General features: G+C 46.9%; 21 protein-coding genes. 17 read left to right on the top strand and 4 right to left on the bottom strand.

From position 1 onward, the window contains the following. Nucleotides 1-117: 117 nt before the first annotated feature. From trpD to ACKRDP_RS05335, 3 genes are read left to right on the top strand one after another with little or no spacing between them, the layout of a single operon-like run. Nucleotides 118-1,131 (top strand): anthranilate phosphoribosyltransferase, encoded by a 1,014-nt coding sequence (trpD, locus tag ACKRDP_RS05345; RefSeq protein ID WP_409153736.1) that lies wholly within the window; start codon nucleotides 118-120, stop codon nucleotides 1,129-1,131. Continuing rightward, complete coding sequence (locus tag ACKRDP_RS05340) at nucleotides 1,131-1,883, top strand: menaquinone biosynthesis protein (protein WP_409153734.1); 753 nt, start codon at nucleotides 1,131-1,133, stop codon at nucleotides 1,881-1,883. The genes trpD and ACKRDP_RS05340 overlap by 1 nt, the downstream gene beginning before the upstream one ends. A gap of 4 nt (nucleotides 1,884-1,887) precedes the next feature. Continuing rightward, nucleotides 1,888-2,286, top strand: a complete 399-nt coding sequence (locus tag ACKRDP_RS05335; RefSeq protein WP_409153733.1) for a YMGG-like glycine zipper-containing protein — start codon at nucleotides 1,888-1,890, stop codon at nucleotides 2,284-2,286. A gap of 12 nt (nucleotides 2,287-2,298) precedes the next feature. On the opposite strand, the gene hpf is transcribed toward ACKRDP_RS05335, so the two are convergent. Next, the gene (gene hpf, locus ACKRDP_RS05330; protein WP_409153731.1) at nucleotides 2,299-2,901 is read right to left on the bottom strand and encodes a ribosome hibernation-promoting factor, HPF/YfiA family; all 603 of its coding nucleotides are present in this window, start codon (nucleotides 2,899-2,901) and stop codon (nucleotides 2,299-2,301) included. Nucleotides 2,902-2,947: 46 nt separating this feature from the next. Here hpf and purN point away from each other — a divergent pair, with 46 nt between their 5' ends. From purN to ACKRDP_RS05315, 3 genes are read left to right on the top strand one after another with little or no spacing between them, the layout of a single operon-like run. Continuing rightward, nucleotides 2,948-3,595 (top strand): phosphoribosylglycinamide formyltransferase, encoded by a 648-nt coding sequence (purN, locus tag ACKRDP_RS05325; RefSeq protein ID WP_409153730.1) that lies wholly within the window; start codon nucleotides 2,948-2,950, stop codon nucleotides 3,593-3,595. Nucleotides 3,596-3,629: 34 nt separating this feature from the next. Next, a complete protein-coding gene (locus ACKRDP_RS05320; protein WP_409153729.1) occupies nucleotides 3,630-4,022 on the top strand; it encodes a PA2779 family protein in 393 nt (130 codons plus the stop codon). A gap of 3 nt (nucleotides 4,023-4,025) precedes the next feature. Continuing rightward, on the top strand, nucleotides 4,026-4,505 hold the full coding sequence (locus tag ACKRDP_RS05315) for a C39 family peptidase (protein ID WP_409153728.1): 480 nt from the start codon (nucleotides 4,026-4,028) through the stop codon (nucleotides 4,503-4,505). Here ACKRDP_RS05315 and purC read toward each other — a convergent pair. Beyond that, a complete protein-coding gene (gene purC / locus ACKRDP_RS05310) occupies nucleotides 4,493-5,191 on the bottom strand; it encodes a phosphoribosylaminoimidazolesuccinocarboxamide synthase (RefSeq protein WP_409153726.1) in 699 nt (232 codons plus the stop codon). The two genes, ACKRDP_RS05315 and purC, sit on opposite strands and share 13 nt — an antisense overlap. 27 nt (nucleotides 5,192-5,218) lie before the next feature. Between purC and ACKRDP_RS05305 the strand changes: the two genes are divergently transcribed. The 11 genes from ACKRDP_RS05305 to ACKRDP_RS05255 all read left to right on the top strand — a co-directional run bounded on the left by ACKRDP_RS05305 (nucleotide 5,219) and on the right by ACKRDP_RS05255 (nucleotide 14,810). Then, nucleotides 5,219-6,322, top strand: coding sequence for a type IV pilus twitching motility protein PilT (locus ACKRDP_RS05305; protein WP_409153725.1), 1,104 nt, complete (start codon nucleotides 5,219-5,221; stop codon nucleotides 6,320-6,322). A 2-nt stretch (nucleotides 6,323-6,324) separates the two neighbouring features. Further along, nucleotides 6,325-7,557, top strand: coding sequence for a type II secretion system F family protein (locus tag ACKRDP_RS05300; RefSeq protein WP_409153723.1), 1,233 nt, complete (start codon nucleotides 6,325-6,327; stop codon nucleotides 7,555-7,557). A 25-nt stretch (nucleotides 7,558-7,582) separates the two neighbouring features. Further along, entirely contained in the window at nucleotides 7,583-8,689 is a 1,107-nt protein-coding gene (gene ychF / locus ACKRDP_RS05295) for a redox-regulated ATPase YchF (RefSeq protein WP_409153722.1), read from the top strand. A 15-nt stretch (nucleotides 8,690-8,704) separates the two neighbouring features. After that, nucleotides 8,705-9,550 (top strand): Hsp33 family molecular chaperone HslO, encoded by an 846-nt coding sequence (locus ACKRDP_RS05290; RefSeq protein ID WP_409153721.1) that lies wholly within the window; start codon nucleotides 8,705-8,707, stop codon nucleotides 9,548-9,550. Nucleotides 9,551-9,631: 81 nt separating this feature from the next. Continuing rightward, entirely contained in the window at nucleotides 9,632-10,456 is an 825-nt protein-coding gene (rpsB, locus tag ACKRDP_RS05285) for a 30S ribosomal protein S2 (RefSeq protein WP_409153720.1), read from the top strand. Then, entirely contained in the window at nucleotides 10,453-11,322 is an 870-nt protein-coding gene (gene tsf / locus ACKRDP_RS05280) for a translation elongation factor Ts (RefSeq protein ID WP_409153719.1), read from the top strand. The genes rpsB and tsf overlap by 4 nt, the downstream gene beginning before the upstream one ends. After that, entirely contained in the window at nucleotides 11,322-12,041 is a 720-nt protein-coding gene (gene pyrH, locus ACKRDP_RS05275) for a UMP kinase (RefSeq protein ID WP_409153718.1), read from the top strand. Before tsf ends, pyrH begins: the two co-directional genes overlap by 1 nt. A gap of 2 nt (nucleotides 12,042-12,043) precedes the next feature. Further along, nucleotides 12,044-12,682 (top strand): ThaI family type II restriction endonuclease, encoded by a 639-nt coding sequence (locus ACKRDP_RS05270; protein WP_409153717.1) that lies wholly within the window; start codon nucleotides 12,044-12,046, stop codon nucleotides 12,680-12,682. Next, nucleotides 12,667-13,560, top strand: a complete 894-nt coding sequence (locus ACKRDP_RS05265) for a DNA-methyltransferase (protein ID WP_409153715.1) — start codon at nucleotides 12,667-12,669, stop codon at nucleotides 13,558-13,560. The genes ACKRDP_RS05270 and ACKRDP_RS05265 overlap by 16 nt, the downstream gene beginning before the upstream one ends. A gap of 3 nt (nucleotides 13,561-13,563) precedes the next feature. Continuing rightward, nucleotides 13,564-14,109 (top strand): ribosome recycling factor, encoded by a 546-nt coding sequence (frr, locus tag ACKRDP_RS05260; RefSeq protein WP_409153714.1) that lies wholly within the window; start codon nucleotides 13,564-13,566, stop codon nucleotides 14,107-14,109. Then, nucleotides 14,106-14,810, top strand: coding sequence for a SapC family protein (locus ACKRDP_RS05255; protein WP_409153713.1), 705 nt, complete (start codon nucleotides 14,106-14,108; stop codon nucleotides 14,808-14,810). The genes frr and ACKRDP_RS05255 overlap by 4 nt, the downstream gene beginning before the upstream one ends. Here ACKRDP_RS05255 and ACKRDP_RS05250 read toward each other — a convergent pair. After that, nucleotides 14,800-15,318, bottom strand: coding sequence for a C40 family peptidase (locus ACKRDP_RS05250; protein WP_409153711.1), 519 nt, complete (start codon nucleotides 15,316-15,318; stop codon nucleotides 14,800-14,802). The two genes, ACKRDP_RS05255 and ACKRDP_RS05250, sit on opposite strands and share 11 nt — an antisense overlap. Continuing rightward, nucleotides 15,260-15,718 carry an NAD(P)/FAD-dependent oxidoreductase gene (locus tag ACKRDP_RS05245; RefSeq protein ID WP_409153710.1) on the bottom strand — a complete coding sequence of 153 codons (459 nt, stop codon included), beginning with the start codon at nucleotides 15,716-15,718 and terminating at the stop codon, nucleotides 15,260-15,262. Before ACKRDP_RS05245 ends, ACKRDP_RS05250 begins: the two co-directional genes overlap by 59 nt. Between the last annotated feature and the right edge of the window lie 129 nt (nucleotides 15,719-15,847).

Below are 15,847 nucleotides of genomic sequence, written 5' to 3'. Positions count from 1 at the left end.
AGCTCCATGGTCTTTTATCATAAAACAGTTCAGTAAGGTGAAAGTTTGAACTTTTCAAAGGGCCAGCCCTCTATCCTTTGAAGAATTCAAACATACTCTGGTTTAAAATCTTAGCTTATGAAGGAACTGCTCAGAAAACTTTCAGAGTTCAAGAACCTCACCAGAGAAGAGGTCAGGCAGGCGCTGGAAGACATAGTGGAAGGCAGAGCCACCGATGCCCAGATAGGTGCCTTCATAATGGGCACAAAGATGAAGGGAGAGACTCCTGAGGAGATAGAGGGGGCGGCCAGTTTTTTCAGAGAAAAGGCAACGAGAGTAGAGGTAGAGGACAGGGAAAACCTTGTGGACACATGTGGAACAGGTGGGGATATGTCGGAGACCTTCAATGTGTCAACCGCTGTAGCCTTTGTGCTTGCGGGTGCAGGCATAAGGGTTGCCAAGCATGGAAACAGGTCCGTGTCTTCAAAAAGCGGCAGTGCAGACCTTCTTGAACACCTCGGTGCAAGGATAGACCTCGGACCTGAGCAGGTAAAGACCATGATTGAGGAGATAGGTATAGGCTTTATGTTTGCACCCATGTTCCATCCAGCCATGAAAAGGGTCATAGGTCCAAGGAGAGAGGTGGGACTGCGTTCCATCTTTAACCTTATAGGTCCCCTTTCAAACCCTGCAGATGCAAGAAGACAGCTTCTTGGAGTATTTTCAGACCATCTTGTGGACAAGGTAGCCTTTGCCCTGAGGGGCGTGGGAATAAAAAGAGCCTTCGTGGTGCATGGTAAAGATGGCATGGATGAGGTTTCCATAAGCGCCCCTACACGCATTGCAGAGCTGAAAGATGGGGAAGTTTTCCTCTATGACTTTCATCCTGAAGAGATGGGATTCAGGACTTACCCGGTGGAATACATAAGGGCGTCTTCTGTGGATGAAAGCTCAAAAATAGTCCTTTCTGTGCTTAAGGGAGAGGTTTCACCCGCTTATTTTATGGTTTTAATAAATTCTATGTTTGGAATCCTGGTTTCAGGTATCACCGAAGACAGGAACACGGCCCTTGAAATCGCCAAGGAATCCATACAATCTGGCAAAGCATACAGAAAACTGCAGGACTTTATAGAGCTATCAAAGCGAATCTAATGCTGAGGATTGGCAAAGTGGGCTATCTGAATACACTCCCCCTGTTTTACCGCTGGGATACCTCCAGAGTTGGTCTTCTTGAAGGACACCCCTCAGACCTGGTTAAAAGGCTCAGAGAAAATAAGATACAGGCGGGAATAGTCTCTTCCGTTGAATTCTTACTACACCCGGAGGAATACAGGGTAGTGCCGGGTGTATCCATATCCTCCAAGAAAAGAGCCTGTTCTGTTCTTATCTTTTCAAGAGAGCCCATTGAACTTATAAAAAGCCTCTATCTTACGCCTGCATCCATGACATCCAGAGTGCTGGCCCTTTACCTTGTGAGAAAAGTTTATCAGAATGAACCAGAACTTGTGGAAGAAAGGCACAGGGCCGAAGCTCTGATGCTCATAGGAGATGAGGCTATAAGGGAAAAGTTATCCGGCAAGTGGCCTTATGTCTATGACCTCGGTGAAGAGTGGTTCCGGCTACATGGTCTTCCCTTTGTCTTTGCTCTTTTCCTTGTCAGAAAGGATGCCCCTGTCTGGCTGGACAGCTTTATAGAAGAACAATGTAGGAGGTCAAGAGAAGAGTTCTACCATGACCTTGAGCAGGGCAGGATTAAGGTTAAAGGTTATGACCATGAGGAATTGAGGGATTACTTCACCCTCTGCCTTGATTATGACCTTGACCGGAGGGGATGGCAGTCCATCAGCATTTTTAAGGAAGTTTTAATGGAAGAGAGTATATTATTAAGTAAAGAAAGGAGGTGATAAAATGAAAAAGAAGGCACTGTTTCTATTGACTGTCTTCTCCGCAGGCTTTCTTTTTTCCTGCGGTCAGGTGACCACGCAGAGAACCTATGAGGGGGCAACTGTTGGAGCAGTGGGTGGTGCCATAGCTGGTGCCCTCATAGACAGGAACAACAGGTGGCGTGGAGCTGTGATAGGTGGTGCTCTGGGTGCAGTCATTGGTGGAACTATTACGGAGATAGCGGCAAGGGCTTCAAGGGAGGCTGCCATGCAGAACAGGCCAGTGGAGTATAAGTCAGAGGATGGAAGAGAGAGAGTATACGCCGAGCCTGTAGCTTCAAAAGGTAACTGCAGGATTGTAAAGACCACCTACTATCAGGATGGTAAGGTGGTAAAGGTTGAAGAGAGGGAAGTATGCCCCTGAGGGGCTACCCCTCTATAACCCCCTGCATTTAGTATTTATAACTCCGTAATTCCCACCTCTTTTTCTGTAAACTATTCTCAGGGTGCCCGTTTCTATATCTAGAAAGGGTAGGAAATAAATGCCAGAACCCTGGAGTTCAAAGACCGCATCTTCCACACTCATGGGTTTTTCTATTACCAGCTCTTCTTCAACAATAGGAGGTCTTTCTCTCTCTTCATGGGGTCTTATCTCTTCCATTATTAGCTCTTCCTTTATCTTGTGACCCCTGCGTCTGAGTTCATGTCTTCTCTGCTTTAGCTTTATAAGCTGTCTCTCTATCTCATCCATCACCCTGTCAAGGGCTGAAAAGGGGTCAATGTCCTCATCCCAGGCGTGCAGAGCTCCGCCACCCCAGGTCTTCAGGTATATGTCCATGTCAACCCTGTAAAGGGTTGGCCTACTCTCACCTGCAAAGTCCTTCTGTTTTGCTCTTGAGGTAGAAAGGGTCACAACAATCTCTACCTGGTCCTCCTCAGCTTCCTTTAAAAACCTGTTGAACCTTTCAACTTTACCCTCTACAAAGGCCTTCATTGAGTCAGTCCACTCAATACCCTTACCTATAAACTCCACGTTCATTCTATAACCTCCTTCTATGGCTTGCTTTGAAGTAGAATATGATAACATGAATTTAGGAGTTCTTGTATCGGGGCGTGGTTCAAACCTTCAGGCAATCATAGACTCCATTGAGGCGGGGAGGCTCAAAGACAGGATAGCTCTTGTCATATGTGACAGAGAGGGTGCTCAGGCAATAGACAGATGTGTAAGGCATGGAATTCCATACAGAGTTACCAAGAGAAGGGATTTTGATAGCAAGGAGGATTTTGAGAGGGCTCTTGTAGAAGCCATGAAGAAGGCCGGAGTTGAGCTTATAGTTCTTGCCGGTTTTATGCGTGTGCTTTCCCCCCTTTTCCTCAGACACTTCCCAATGAGGGTGATTAACATACATCCTTCTTTAATACCAGCCTTTCAGGGAATGCATGCCCAGAGGCAGGCTCTGGAATACGGAGCAAAGATAAGCGGATGCAGCGTTCATTTTGTAACAGAGGAGCTGGATAATGGTCCAGTTATAGCACAGGCATGCGTGCCAGTGCTTCCAGAAGACACGGAAGATAGTCTTTCTGAAAGGATACTTGCCCACGAGCACAGAATACTCCCGCAGGTAATAAGGTGGATTTCAGAGGGAAGGGTAAGGGTTGAAGGGAGGAAGGTGGTAGTAGAAGGGGCAAAATACGGAACACTCCCCTTTAATCCTGAGCTTGAGCACTTCTGATATAATTAGAGAAAACTGACAAGGAGGTGGAAAGATGCTGGGATTTTTAAGAAAACCTGTGCTCGTGCTTGGAGCAGCTGGATGGTTTTTTGCCTTCAACGCGGCTCCTGCAGTGGCCGGGCTCGTGGGCTCCAAACCTGCCTCTGAGGCTGTCAACCTGAGCAGGGAAGAGGAAATGGCGAAAATACACAGGGTTCTGGAAAGCAAACAGCTTCAGGAAAAACTGAGGGCATACGGCCTAACAAAGGAAGAGGTGGAAAAAAAGCTTTCAGAAATGAGCGACGAGCAGATACACATGCTGGCAAAGGCTTCTGATAGAGTTTTAGCTGGTGGTGATGGAGTTGGTCTTGCCATAGGTATACTCATAGTGGCAATTCTTATCGTCATACTCCTCAAACTCCTCAACAAGGAGATAATCATAAGGTGAGGAATGTTCCTGCTCCTCCTTCTTTTTCCCCTTTTTTTATTCTCCAAGAATCTGGATGTTCCCTTTGTTAAGCAGCGGGACCAGTTTTGCGGTCCTGCTTCTCTGAGTTCTGTCCTTGCATATTATGGTGTAGAGGTGTCTCAGGAAGAGATTGGGCAAAGGGTATATGACCCAAAGCTAAAGGGCGCTCTCATCACAGACCTTGAAAAATATGCCAGAGAAAGGGGCTTCAAGACCTCATTAAAAGTATCAAATCTACAGGAGCTCAGGGACTATCTGAAGGAGGGAATCCCTCCCATAGTGCTTGTGGACCTGGGAAAACTGTGGGTCAGCTTGCCCCACTACATGGTGGTTGTGGGATACAAAGATGAAACATTCTTCGTTCACACGGGCTATGAAGCCAGCAAGCCCATCAGTGCAAAGGAACTGGACAGAGTATGGTCGAAGATGGGAAGGGTTGTTCTCATACTTTACCCGCCCTGAACCTTCTCGAGAACCTTTCTATAGCCTTCCAGCAGGTCGCCAAGGTCAAACCTGAACCTGTCCTTGTCCAGCTTCTCCCCTGTTCTGGCATCCCAGAGCCTGCAGGTATCAGGTGATATCTCATCTATCACTGCAAGGGTGTTATCTGGAAGAAGGCCAAACTCCAGCTTAAAGTCTACCAGCAAAAGCCCATGGGACCTGAAGAAGCTCTTCAGTATCCTGTTCACTTTAAGAGCAGTTGCTGTTATCTGTCTTAAGGTGCTTCTGTTTGTTATACCAAGAAGAAGAACATGTTCAAAACATATGAGAGGGTCGTGTAGCTGGTCATTCTTATAGAAGAGCTCAACGATTGGTCTTTTTAACCTCTCTCCTTCTTTAAGTCCGAGTCTTTTGCATATACTCCCTGCGGTTATGTTTCTTACAACCACCTCCAGGTCAAACCTCCTGGCTCTCCAGACAAGCATTTCCCTCTCAGAAACACGCTCTATAAAGTGCGTTCTTATGCCTTTTTCTTCAAGGAGTTTGAAGATAAGACTTGATATGGCATTGTTGAGCACACCTTTTCCCTCAACCTCAGCCCTCTTGGTGGCGTCAAAGGCTGTGGCTGTGTCCTTGAAGTATATAAGGCATTTCTCCCCCTCAAGCTCATAGACTTTCTTTGCCTTGCCTTCATAGAGAAGTTTCATATAATTAATTATAAAAGGAGGGATAAAATGACACCTACTGAAAAGATCGCCGTATCACCCGCAGATGTTAGGCTTGCGGATATACTTCAAAAGGCTGTCCAGGTTAACGCTTCAGACATCCATATAACAGCAGGAGCAAGACCTGTGCTGCGGGTTGATGGAAGGATAACACAGCTTATTGAATACCCCGTATTAACCCCAGAAATGACTCAGAGAGTTGCCTACTCTGTCATGTCTGAAAGGCACAGGAAAACCCTTGAAGAGAAAGGACAGGTGGATTTCTCCTTTGGCGTCAAGGATATTGGGCGTTTCAGAGCAAACGTTTTTTTTCAGAGGGGTGCAATTGCAGCCGCCTTTAGGAGACTACCATACAAGATAATGAGTCTAAAGGAGATAGGTCTTACGGAGAAGGTCCTTGACCTGTGCCACAAGAGCATGGGTCTTATACTTGTCACCGGACCCACAGGTTCAGGAAAGACTACCACACTGGCATCACTTATAAACTATATAAACGAGACCTTTCCCTACCATATAATAACCATTGAAGACCCGGTAGAATATGTGTTCCAGCACAGAAAGAGTATAGTAAACCAGCGGGAAATAGGTGAAGATGTTCATAATTTTGCAGAGGCCCTGAGGGCAGCCCTGAGGGAGGACCCAGATGTCATACTGGTTGGTGAGATGAGGGACCTTGAGACCATAGAGATTGCTCTGAGAGCTGCTGAAACTGGTCACCTTGTTTTCGGAACCCTCCATACCAATACGGCCATATCCACCATAACGAGGATAATAGACGTTTTTCCTCCGGAACAGCAGGAGCAGGTGAGGGTGCAGCTCTCCTTCGTGCTTCAGGGAGTCATATCACAGAGGCTTCTACCAAAGATTGGTGGTGGAAGGGTCCTTGCCTACGAGCTTATGATACCAAACACTGCCATAAGAAACCTTATAAGGGAGAACAAGCTTCAACAGATTTATGCCATCATGCAGAGCGGTCAGGCTCAGACAGGCATGCAGACCATGAACCAGTCCCTGTATGGTCATTACAAGGCAGGACTTATATCTCTCGAAGAGGCTTACAAGTATTCACCAGATATAAAAGAACTGGAGAGAATGATTGAGAGAGGAGGCTGAACATGCCAAGGTTCAAGTACAGAGCTTTTGACGAAACAGGGTCTTTTGTGGAAAGCGAGGTAAACTATCCAACTCAGGAAACTTTAATAGCAGACCTGCAACAGAGGGGTTTGAGTGTTATAGAGATAGTAAAACTTGAAAGGGGAGAGGAAGAGAAGGAGAAGAAGCCGCCCACGCTTACAGCCCTGACAGGCGGTAAAGTTAGCGACAGAGACCTGTCCATATTCTGCAGGCAGCTGGGAACTATGATAAATGCAGGACTGAATATAATAGATGCCCTCAACATACTTGGGGAACAGCTACCCAGCAAAAGGCTTGCGGATGCCAGTAAAAGGGTAGCTACCATGGTAAGCGAGGGAAGGCCCATATCCAGCTCCATGGCGGAGTTTCCAGCTGTTTTCCCCAAATTCATAGTTAATCTTGTCAGGGTGGGAGAAGAAACCGGTAATCTTGATGTTGCCCTGATAAGGGCTGCCGATTACTACGAAAAAATGGCGATGATAAAAAGCAAGATAAAGAGCGCTGCCTTTTATCCCACCTTTGTGGTCATAATAGCCACTGCCATAGTTACAGGCATACTTTACTTTCTGGTTCCCACCTTCGGGGAAATATACGCATCCCTTGGCGGAGAACTACCGGCCCCAACTCAGATGCTCATAGCTGCATCCAACGCTTTAAGGTCAAACCTCCTTTTCATACTTGCCTTTGTGGTAGGTTTTTCTCTGCTCTTCAGGTTCTTGATGAACAATAGCTATCAGTTCAGAAAGTCGGTGCACTCCTTTATGCTCAGAGCTCCAAAAATGGGTGACCTTGTAATGAAGAGCACCATGGCAAAGTTTGCAAGAACCATGGCAGCCCTTTTTTCCAGCGGTGTGGTGCTCGAAAGGGCCTTTGAAATAGCTGGTCAGGTAACCGGGAACGTTATAATAAGAGAAGCCCTTGAGTCTGCAAAGAAGGGGGTCATAGAGGGTGAGCCCATGCATAAGGCCCTTGAAAAGACGGGAATGTTTCCAAGGCTGATAATAGCCATGGTAAGGGTGGGTGAGGATACGGGAAGACTGGATGAGATGCTGGACACAATAGCAAGGTTTTATGAGGATGAGTTTGACAAGGCGGTGGAAGGTATGATTAAGCTCATAGAGCCCATGCTCATAGTCTTTATAGGCGGGATAGTGGGTGCCATCCTCATAGCCCTTTACATGCCCATATTCAAGCTCGGTGAGTTGATAAAGTAAGCCCTTAGATTATAATTAATAGCTTATGGCTCTGAGCGTGGGAATAGTGGGACTGCCCAACGTGGGCAAGTCTACCCTCTTTAACGCCCTCATACAGTCTGCAAAGGCAGCTGCCGCCAACTATCCCTTCTGCACCATTGAGCCAAACCTTGGGACAGTTGAGGTTCCAGATAAAAGACTATACGCAATAGCGGAGCTTGAAAGGTCGAGGAAGGTCACCCCTACCTTTATAGAGTTTGTGGATATTGCGGGGCTTGTGAGAAACGCAAGCAAGGGTGAGGGCCTCGGTAACCAGTTTCTTGCCCATATAAGGGAAGTAGATGCTATAGCCATGGTGCTCAGATGTTTTGAGAATCCCCATGTGGTCCATGTGGAGGGCACTGTGGACCCCATAAGAGATGCTCAGATAATAGACCTTGAGCTAATAGCAAAAGACATAGAGACGGTAGAAAAGAGGCTGGAAAAGGTGGAAAAGCTCGCAAGGCTCGGAGATAAGAAGGCAAGGGAGGAGCTGGAAATGCTGGAGTCTATAAAGGCAGTTCTTGAAAATATGGAACCTCTGAGGAAACGCATAAAGGAATTGCCCTCAGAAGTGCTTGAGTATGCAAAAAAGAGCCTTTTCCTCCTTACGGTGAAACCGCTCATGTATGTGGCAAACGTAAGTGAGTCTGACCTGCCAGAAGGCAATGAGCTCAGCGGGAGAGTTTTTGAATACGCAAAGGAAGAGGGTTCCCCCGCAGTCCTTATATGTGCAAGGCTTGAAGAAGAGTTAATAGGTCTTGAAAGAGAAGAAAAGGAGGAACTTCTCAGATCTTACGGACTTGAGGAGCCCGGGCTAAACAGGCTCATAAGGTCAGCCTATGGACTTCTTAACCTCATAACCTTCTTCACAGCTGGGGAGAAGGAAGCGAGAGCATGGACAGTAAGAATGGGAACCAAAGCACCACAGGCTGCGGGTAAAATACACTCGGACTTTGAGAGAGGCTTTATTGCGGCAGAGGTCATAAACTATGAAGACTACGTAAAAGCCGGCTCCATATCAAGGGCAAAGGAGCTCGGACTTTTGAGGCTTGAGGGCAAAGAGTATGAAGTTAAGGATGGAGATATCATCTACTTCAGGTTCAATGTATGAGCTATCTTTATAAGTATGTTCAGAGAACTGGACCTTCAGACAAGAAGCGACCTTGAAAACTACTTTCAGGACAAGGACTATATGGTAATAGCAGTGCCAAGGGAAGAGCTGATTCGGGTCTATGCCCTGCGAGCAACGAGAACCGTAGAGACAGCAAGAAGAGTTCACGCTCTTGAAGGTAAAAGTCTTGAGACCCTCGGTCATTCCCTGTTATCGGCACTTCTTCTCACATCCCTTGTAAAGCATGCAACTCCTCAGAAGGTTCTTCTCAAGGTGCAGAACGATTGTGGTGTGGTGGTGGCTGAGGCAGATGGTAAGGGCAGGGTGAGGGGTTTTCTGGAAGGGCAGCCACAGGAATGCTGGAACTCTGGCACTCTAAGCGTGGTGAAAGAGCTCAGGCTTGGAACACCCTATACCAGCATAGTGCCGGTGGTGGGAAGAGACTTTCAGGAAGCCCTTTCCTTTTACTTTGAGCAGTCTGAGCAGACAAGAAGTTATCTGGATATGGCTCTCAGTCAGAAGGATGGCCTCGCATATGCTACAGGTTATCTTGTGCAGGTGCTTTCAGGTGTATCTGAAAAGAGCATAGCCCTTCTTGAACAGAATCTGAAAAGCCTCAGGCTGGCAGACCAGAGACCTGAAGACATTGCAATCCATATACTCATGGGCATGGAGCCTAGGCTAATAGGTCTGAAAGAGGTGGAGTATTACTGTCCATGCAGTGAAGAGATTGCTCGTTCAAGTCTTATGCTATTGCAGGAAGAAGAGCTTGAAGACATACTCAGTGAAGGTCCCGCGGAGGTGGTGTGCAAGTTCTGCAAGAGAGTATACCGCTTCAGCAGGGAACAGCTTATGCTATAATTTTTGTAAGACCGCACCTTTCCCTACTGGGTTGCCCCATAAGGGGTCTGGGAAAGGGTGGCAAAACCCAAGGAGGAGAAAATGGCAGTAGTTTCTATGAGAGACCTTTTAGAGGCGGGTGTCCACTTTGGACACTCAAGGGGCCGTTGGAACCCCAAAATGGCACCATACCTCTATGGCGTCCGCAACGGCATACACATTGTGGACCTCAACAAGACGGTGGTATTCCTTGAGCAGGCATACCACTTTATAGCGGACAACGTGGCACAGGGAGCTGATGTGCTCTTCGTGGGCACAAAAAAGCAGGCAAAGGATGTTATAAAGGAAGAGGCAGAGAGGGCTGGTGTGCCCTATGTGAACGAAAGGTGGGTGGGCGGACTTCTGACCAATTTCAGAACTGTTCGTAAGAGTATTCTGAAGCTCCACACCCTTGAGAGGATGGAGGCTGAAGGTGTTTTTGATGTGCTTCCCAAAAAGGAGGTAAGAGAGCTAAAGAGGAAGATGGAAAGGCTCAGGAAGCTCTACGGTGGCATAGTGAACATGGAAAGGCCTCCCAGCATAATCTGGGTTGTGGACACAGTCCGTGAAGCCATAGCAGTCCAGGAGGCGAAAAAACTGGGAGTGACAGTGGTTGCCATAGCAGACTCCAACTGTGACCCGGACCTCATAGATTATCCCGTGCCAGGGAACGATGACGCCATAAAATCCATAAAGCTTCTCACCTCAAAGATAGCTGATGCGGTTATAGAAGGTAAACAGAGAAGGGAAAGCCTCGGAGAAGCTGCTGTGGAAGTGCCAAAGAGAAGGGTTATTGCAGTAGAAGAGGAGGAGAAGGTGCTCTTTGAGAAAGCTATGGAGATGTCTGAGAAATACGAATACATTGACAAAGGTGCAGAGGAGGAATGAGGATGATAACCGCCGAGATGGTAAAAACCCTGAGAGAAATGACTGGGGCTGGTATGCTGGAATGTAAAAAAGCCCTTGAGGAAGCTGGTGGCGATATGGAAAAGGCAAAGGAGATACTCAGAATAAGGGGGCTTGCAAAGGCAGACAAAAAGGCAGGGAGGGAAACAAAGGAAGGTATAGTTTACGCCTATGTCTCTGAAGATAGAAAAACTGGAGTGCTCATAGAGCTCAACTGTGAGACGGACTTTGTAGCTAAGAACGAGCACTTTGTGGAGCTTGCCCTGAACATTGCCAAGCATATAGCTCTTGACCCGGAAAACTCCAACAGGGCTGGAACTGGTGAGGACATAGCCACTCAGGCATACAGTCAGGACAGGAGCACAACAGTAGCAGACCTCATAAAATCTGCCATAGCCAAGATAGGTGAAAACATACAGCTCAGAAGGTTTGTAAGATACGATACAGATGGCTTTGTGCACGCCTACGTGCATGGCATAGGAAAGGTGGGTGTCCTCATAGACTACAAAGCACCGGAGTTAAGCGAGCAGGTTCTCAGGGTTGTTCAGGATGTGGCGCTCCAGATTGCAGCCATGAAGCCCGAGTTTGTGAGCATAGAAGGCGTTGACCCAGAAGCCCTTGAGAGAGAGAGGAGGATACTTACAGAGCAGGCAAGGCAGGAAGGAAAGCCGGAAAACATAATAGAAAAGGTGGTGGAAGGAAGGCTCAAAAAGTTCTATCAGGAAAAGGTGCTTTTAGAGCAGGCTTTCATAAGGGAAGAGAAGAAGACAGTGGGTCAGTATATAAAGGAAAGTGGAACTGGGGTAGATATAAAGAGGTTTGTGAGGTTTGAGGTGGGTGGTGCCTGATGGAGGAAGCACCTGCATACAGAAGGGTGCTGCTAAAGCTGTCTGGTGAGGCCTTTGCTGGAGAACAGGAATTTGGTATAGACCCGAGGTTTTTGCAGTATATAAGCGGTGAGATAAAAAGCCTTGTAGATGCAGGTGTTCAGACGGCCATAGTTATAGGCGGTGGAAACATATTCAGGGGTGTGGAGGGTCTTGAGATAGGTATAGACAGGGCAACGGGTGACTACATGGGCATGCTGGCAACGGTGATAAACGCCCTTGCCCTGCAATCTGCCCTTGAGAGGCTCACAGGTCTGCCCACAAGGGTTCTATCCGCCATAGAGATGAGACAGGTGGCAGAGCCTTACATAAGGAGAAGGGCAATCCGGCACCTGGAGAAGGGAAGAATTGTAATATTCGCCGCAGGCACGGGCAACCCCTTTTTCTCCACAGATACTGCGGGCGCTCTCAGGGCGGTGGAGATAGGTGCGGACCTTTTCATAAAGGCCACTAAGGTGGACGGCATATACACGGAAGACCCCCTTAAAAATCCCAATGCCGAGTTCATACAGGAGATAAGCTACCTCCAGGCTATAAACATGGGACTTAAGGTTATGGACCATACCGCCATGACCCTGTGCAGGGAGAACAGGCTACCCATACTCGTGCTAAACATAAAAAAGCCGGGCAATCTTCTGAGGGCTATTATGGGGGAGAAGGTGGGGTCACTGGTGAGGTAGGGATGGGTGACCTTTTGGCACAGATATTTAAAGAGGAATCATCGGTGAAGAAATTGAAAGAGAAATTGCCCTACATCTTCAAGATAGCAGAGTTAGAACTGTCCAGAGGCGGACACACTGGTATGGAGGTTGGGACGCTCAGAGAAAGGGCTATAATAGCTTTTCTTATATACAGGTTTGGCGAAGATAAGGTTCTGTATGACATGCCAGTAAATGAGGCAGAGGCGGATGTTAAGATAGAGGGGCACGCAAACCCTATATCTATAAAAACTAAGACTGGTAAAGGATTTTCAGGTGTTAAGTTAAAGTGGACTGTTGATTGGGATAAGGTCAATGAATTTTACAACAGCTATCTCCCGTCTTCAGATATTCTTTTTGTGCAGATAAATTGGGGATTTAGTGGATTTTTTGCTTATATACCATTAAGTATTCAAAATTCCGTATTTGAGGAACTTGGAAGAGAAGGATATATAAAACTACCGAAGCAGGGAACGAACCCAAGGGGCATAGAAATAAGTGCTAATGCATTGAGAACATGTGTAGAAAAAACACCGTTTAAAATAAGTATAGACTGGAAAATAGAAGGAGAACTTAACTATAATCCTTATACGCGTTGGATAGAGATATGGGCAGAAGATTAAGAAGAGGCACAAAGACAAGTTCCTTCGGCTCTGCTGGAAGGATAGCTCACGACTCGGCAAGTTTTTACAATAGAAGACTATATACTGATTTTAGTGGGCATCTAGAAAGCAAGCAGAAGGAGGTAGAAAATCCATTTCCGGAGGAATTAAAAAACGCTATTTTCTGTAAGTCTTCTGAAAGCATAACAGAAGTCCCCGATAGTAGCATCCACCTCATGGTAACCTCTCCGCCCTACAATGTGGGTAAGGATTACGACATGGATATGAGCCTTGAGGAATACAGGGATTTTCTAAAAAGAGTCTGGAAAGAGGTTTATAGAGTGCTTGTTCCTGGTGGGCGGGCGTGTATAAATGTGGCAAACCTCGGTAGAAAACCATACATTCCTCTGCACGCATACATAATTCAGGATATGCTTGATATAGGTTTTTTGATGCGGGGTGAGATAATATGGGTAAAACAGGGGGGAGGAGCTCCTTCAACTGCATGGGGCACATGGCTTAGTGCAAAAAACCCTGTGATAAGGGATGAGCACGAATATATTCTTATCTTTTCAAAGGGCTTCTTTGAGAGAAAAACTACAGGAGAAAACACCATAAGCAGAGAAGAGTTTTTGAGTTTTACGAGAAGCGTGTGGTATATGAAAAGTGAGAGCGCAAAAAGGGTGGGACACCCTGCACCTTTTCCCATTGAGCTTCCCTACAGGCTCATTCAGCTATACACCTTTAAAGGTGATGTGGTGCTTGACCCCTTCATGGGTAGTGGACAGACCGCCATAGCAAGTCTTATGTGTGAAAGGTTCTATGTGGGATATGAGATAAACCCTGACTATGTGGAGCTTGCAAAGAGGAGGATAGAAGAATACACGAGAGGAGGTTAGAGCATGATAGAGGATATTTTTAAGAGCGTCGAAGAAGACATGAAAAAGGCGGTGAGCTACTTTAAGAATGAAATAGCTGGTCTGAGAACTGGTAGGGCAAGCACCTCTCTGGTGGAGGAGCTCAAAGTTGATTATTACGGCTCAAGAGTTCCACTGAAACAGCTTGGAAGTATAAGTATAACTGATGTGAACCAGATAACCGTCCAGTTGTGGGATGCAAACGCCGTGTCAAGCGTAGAGAAAGCAATAATGGAAAGCCTCAGCCTCACTCCCCAGAGGCAGGGCAATGTGCTCAGGATAACACTTCCGCCCCTTACACAGGAGAGAAGGAAAGAGCTTGTCAAGATGCTCCATAAAATGGCGGAGGAGGCAAGGGTAGCCGTAAGGAACATAAGGAGGGATGCGAAGGATATGCTTGAAGAGCTGGAGGGAGTATCTGAGGATGAGATAAAGAGGGCTCTGGAAAAGCTACAAAAGCTCACTGACAAACACATAGATGAGATAAACCAGCTCGCAGAGGCTAAGGAAAAGGAGATAATGGGTGGATGAAGCTCTTCTCCAATACCATACTTCTTGACCAAGAAAAACACATAAACCTCAAGTGGTCATGTCTCAAAGGTGCATGCCCCCACAGCTGTTGCCTTATTCCTGATAGAACTTTTGTAGTTCTTGAGGAAGTTGTATCCCTCTCAAGACATTTTCCAGTGGTCATAAACATAGAAGTAGACCAGGAGGGCAAGGAGCAGAGGCTTTTTTGTGCATACTTCAGGCTAAAGGAAGACTGGAAGGGCTGTATATATCTAAAGGATGGTGTTGGCTGTCTTCTAGAGGAGGAAAAGCCCTACACATGCAGGCAGTATCCTTTTTTCATAAGTGGAGGCTATCTTGCCCTTGACCTTACCTGCCCTGGCTTCTCTGAACTGGAAGGAGAACCCATCTGGGAGGGTCAGCTGATAAACTCCTGCTTTGAGCAGGGTTTCTATGTTTACTCTCTCAAACTTGAGGAGGGTAAGGCTCAGACAGAGGAGTTTATCAACCTTCTTTTTGACCTTGGGCTTGTGGTGGGCGGGAGGGTTAGCTATGAGGGGGTAGAGGTCTCCTTTAACATGGTGGATGAGAAAAGACTTTTTGAACTTTCTGGGGATACCCTCAGATGGCTTTCAGAAAAGGGATATCTCAAAGTAATCTACGCCCACCTTAATTCCCTGCAGAACTGGGAGCGCCTGATAAGAAGGTATATTAACGGTTAGAAAGTATGAAGATGAGGTCTCCAATCTCATCGCCCTCTGGGGTTATGGTGCGAGCTGTTTGCCTTCCTTCAAGCCTTGCGTAATCATTGGCGCTATGTTCCAGCCTCCTTGCGAAGAGGAACCTTCTCTGCCAGTATGTTTCATCAATTCTGCTTACTGTTATACCTGTCTTTTCGCTGGCATGCACAAATCTACCATTTCCCAAATATATGCCCACATGGGATGGTCCAGGTCTGTAGGTGGTGAAAAAGAGAAGGTCTCCCGGTCTTAGCCTGTCCCGTTCTACCTGCACTCCTACCTTTGCCTGTTCCGCAGTGCTTCTTGGCAACTTTATACCGTTTACTTCAAAGACTCTCTGAACAAAGGCAGAGCAGTCCATCCTGTATAGCTCGTTGGCACCGAATTGATAGGGTCTTTCCATGTAGGTCAGAGCGGTTAGAACAATTCCATCAGCGTTTGCCAGTGAAAGTCCCACGTTCAGAAGCACTGCCCCTATTACCACCCTCATGGGGCTTCATTATACCTCCTAGCCAGGCCTTAGTCAAGTGTTTTAGAAAGCCCGGCAACCCTCTCCAGTAAAGGTCTCTGTAGCTCTTCTCCCCTGTCAGAAGTTTATAAAAACTCTTGAGAGCAAAATCCTTACCCATTCTGTAGGATATACTCTGAAAGGCATAGGCAAGCCTTGCAATCCTTCCTGCATACACGAGCTCCTGCACAAGGGGCCTCAGCCTTTTTCTGTAGGCCCCTACGGGTTCCGAAGGGTTTTCCACTATTGCCTCCGCAAGGAGCTTACCTCCCCAGAGGGCATAGTATATTCCCTCGCCAAGAAGTGGGTCAGTCATGTTTGCGGCGTCTCCCACAAGCAGTATCCTCTCTCTGCCTGCATGGAGGTCTTCATCTCTTTCCACAAAGGGTATGTGCCATCCCCTGGGATGGTGGAATTTTATACCCTTTTTTTCAGAGTAATCCTTGAGAATTCTCAGCAGGTCTTCCCTGCCGGTGCTTGCGACTCCGAGGCTTATGCCATCTCCATGAGG

It is taken from the genome of Pampinifervens navoyensis (assembly GCF_046159715.1).
Lineage (GTDB): Bacteria > Aquificota > Aquificia > Aquificales > Aquificaceae > Pampinifervens.
This window is presented reverse-complemented; position numbering and strand designations above follow the sequence as displayed.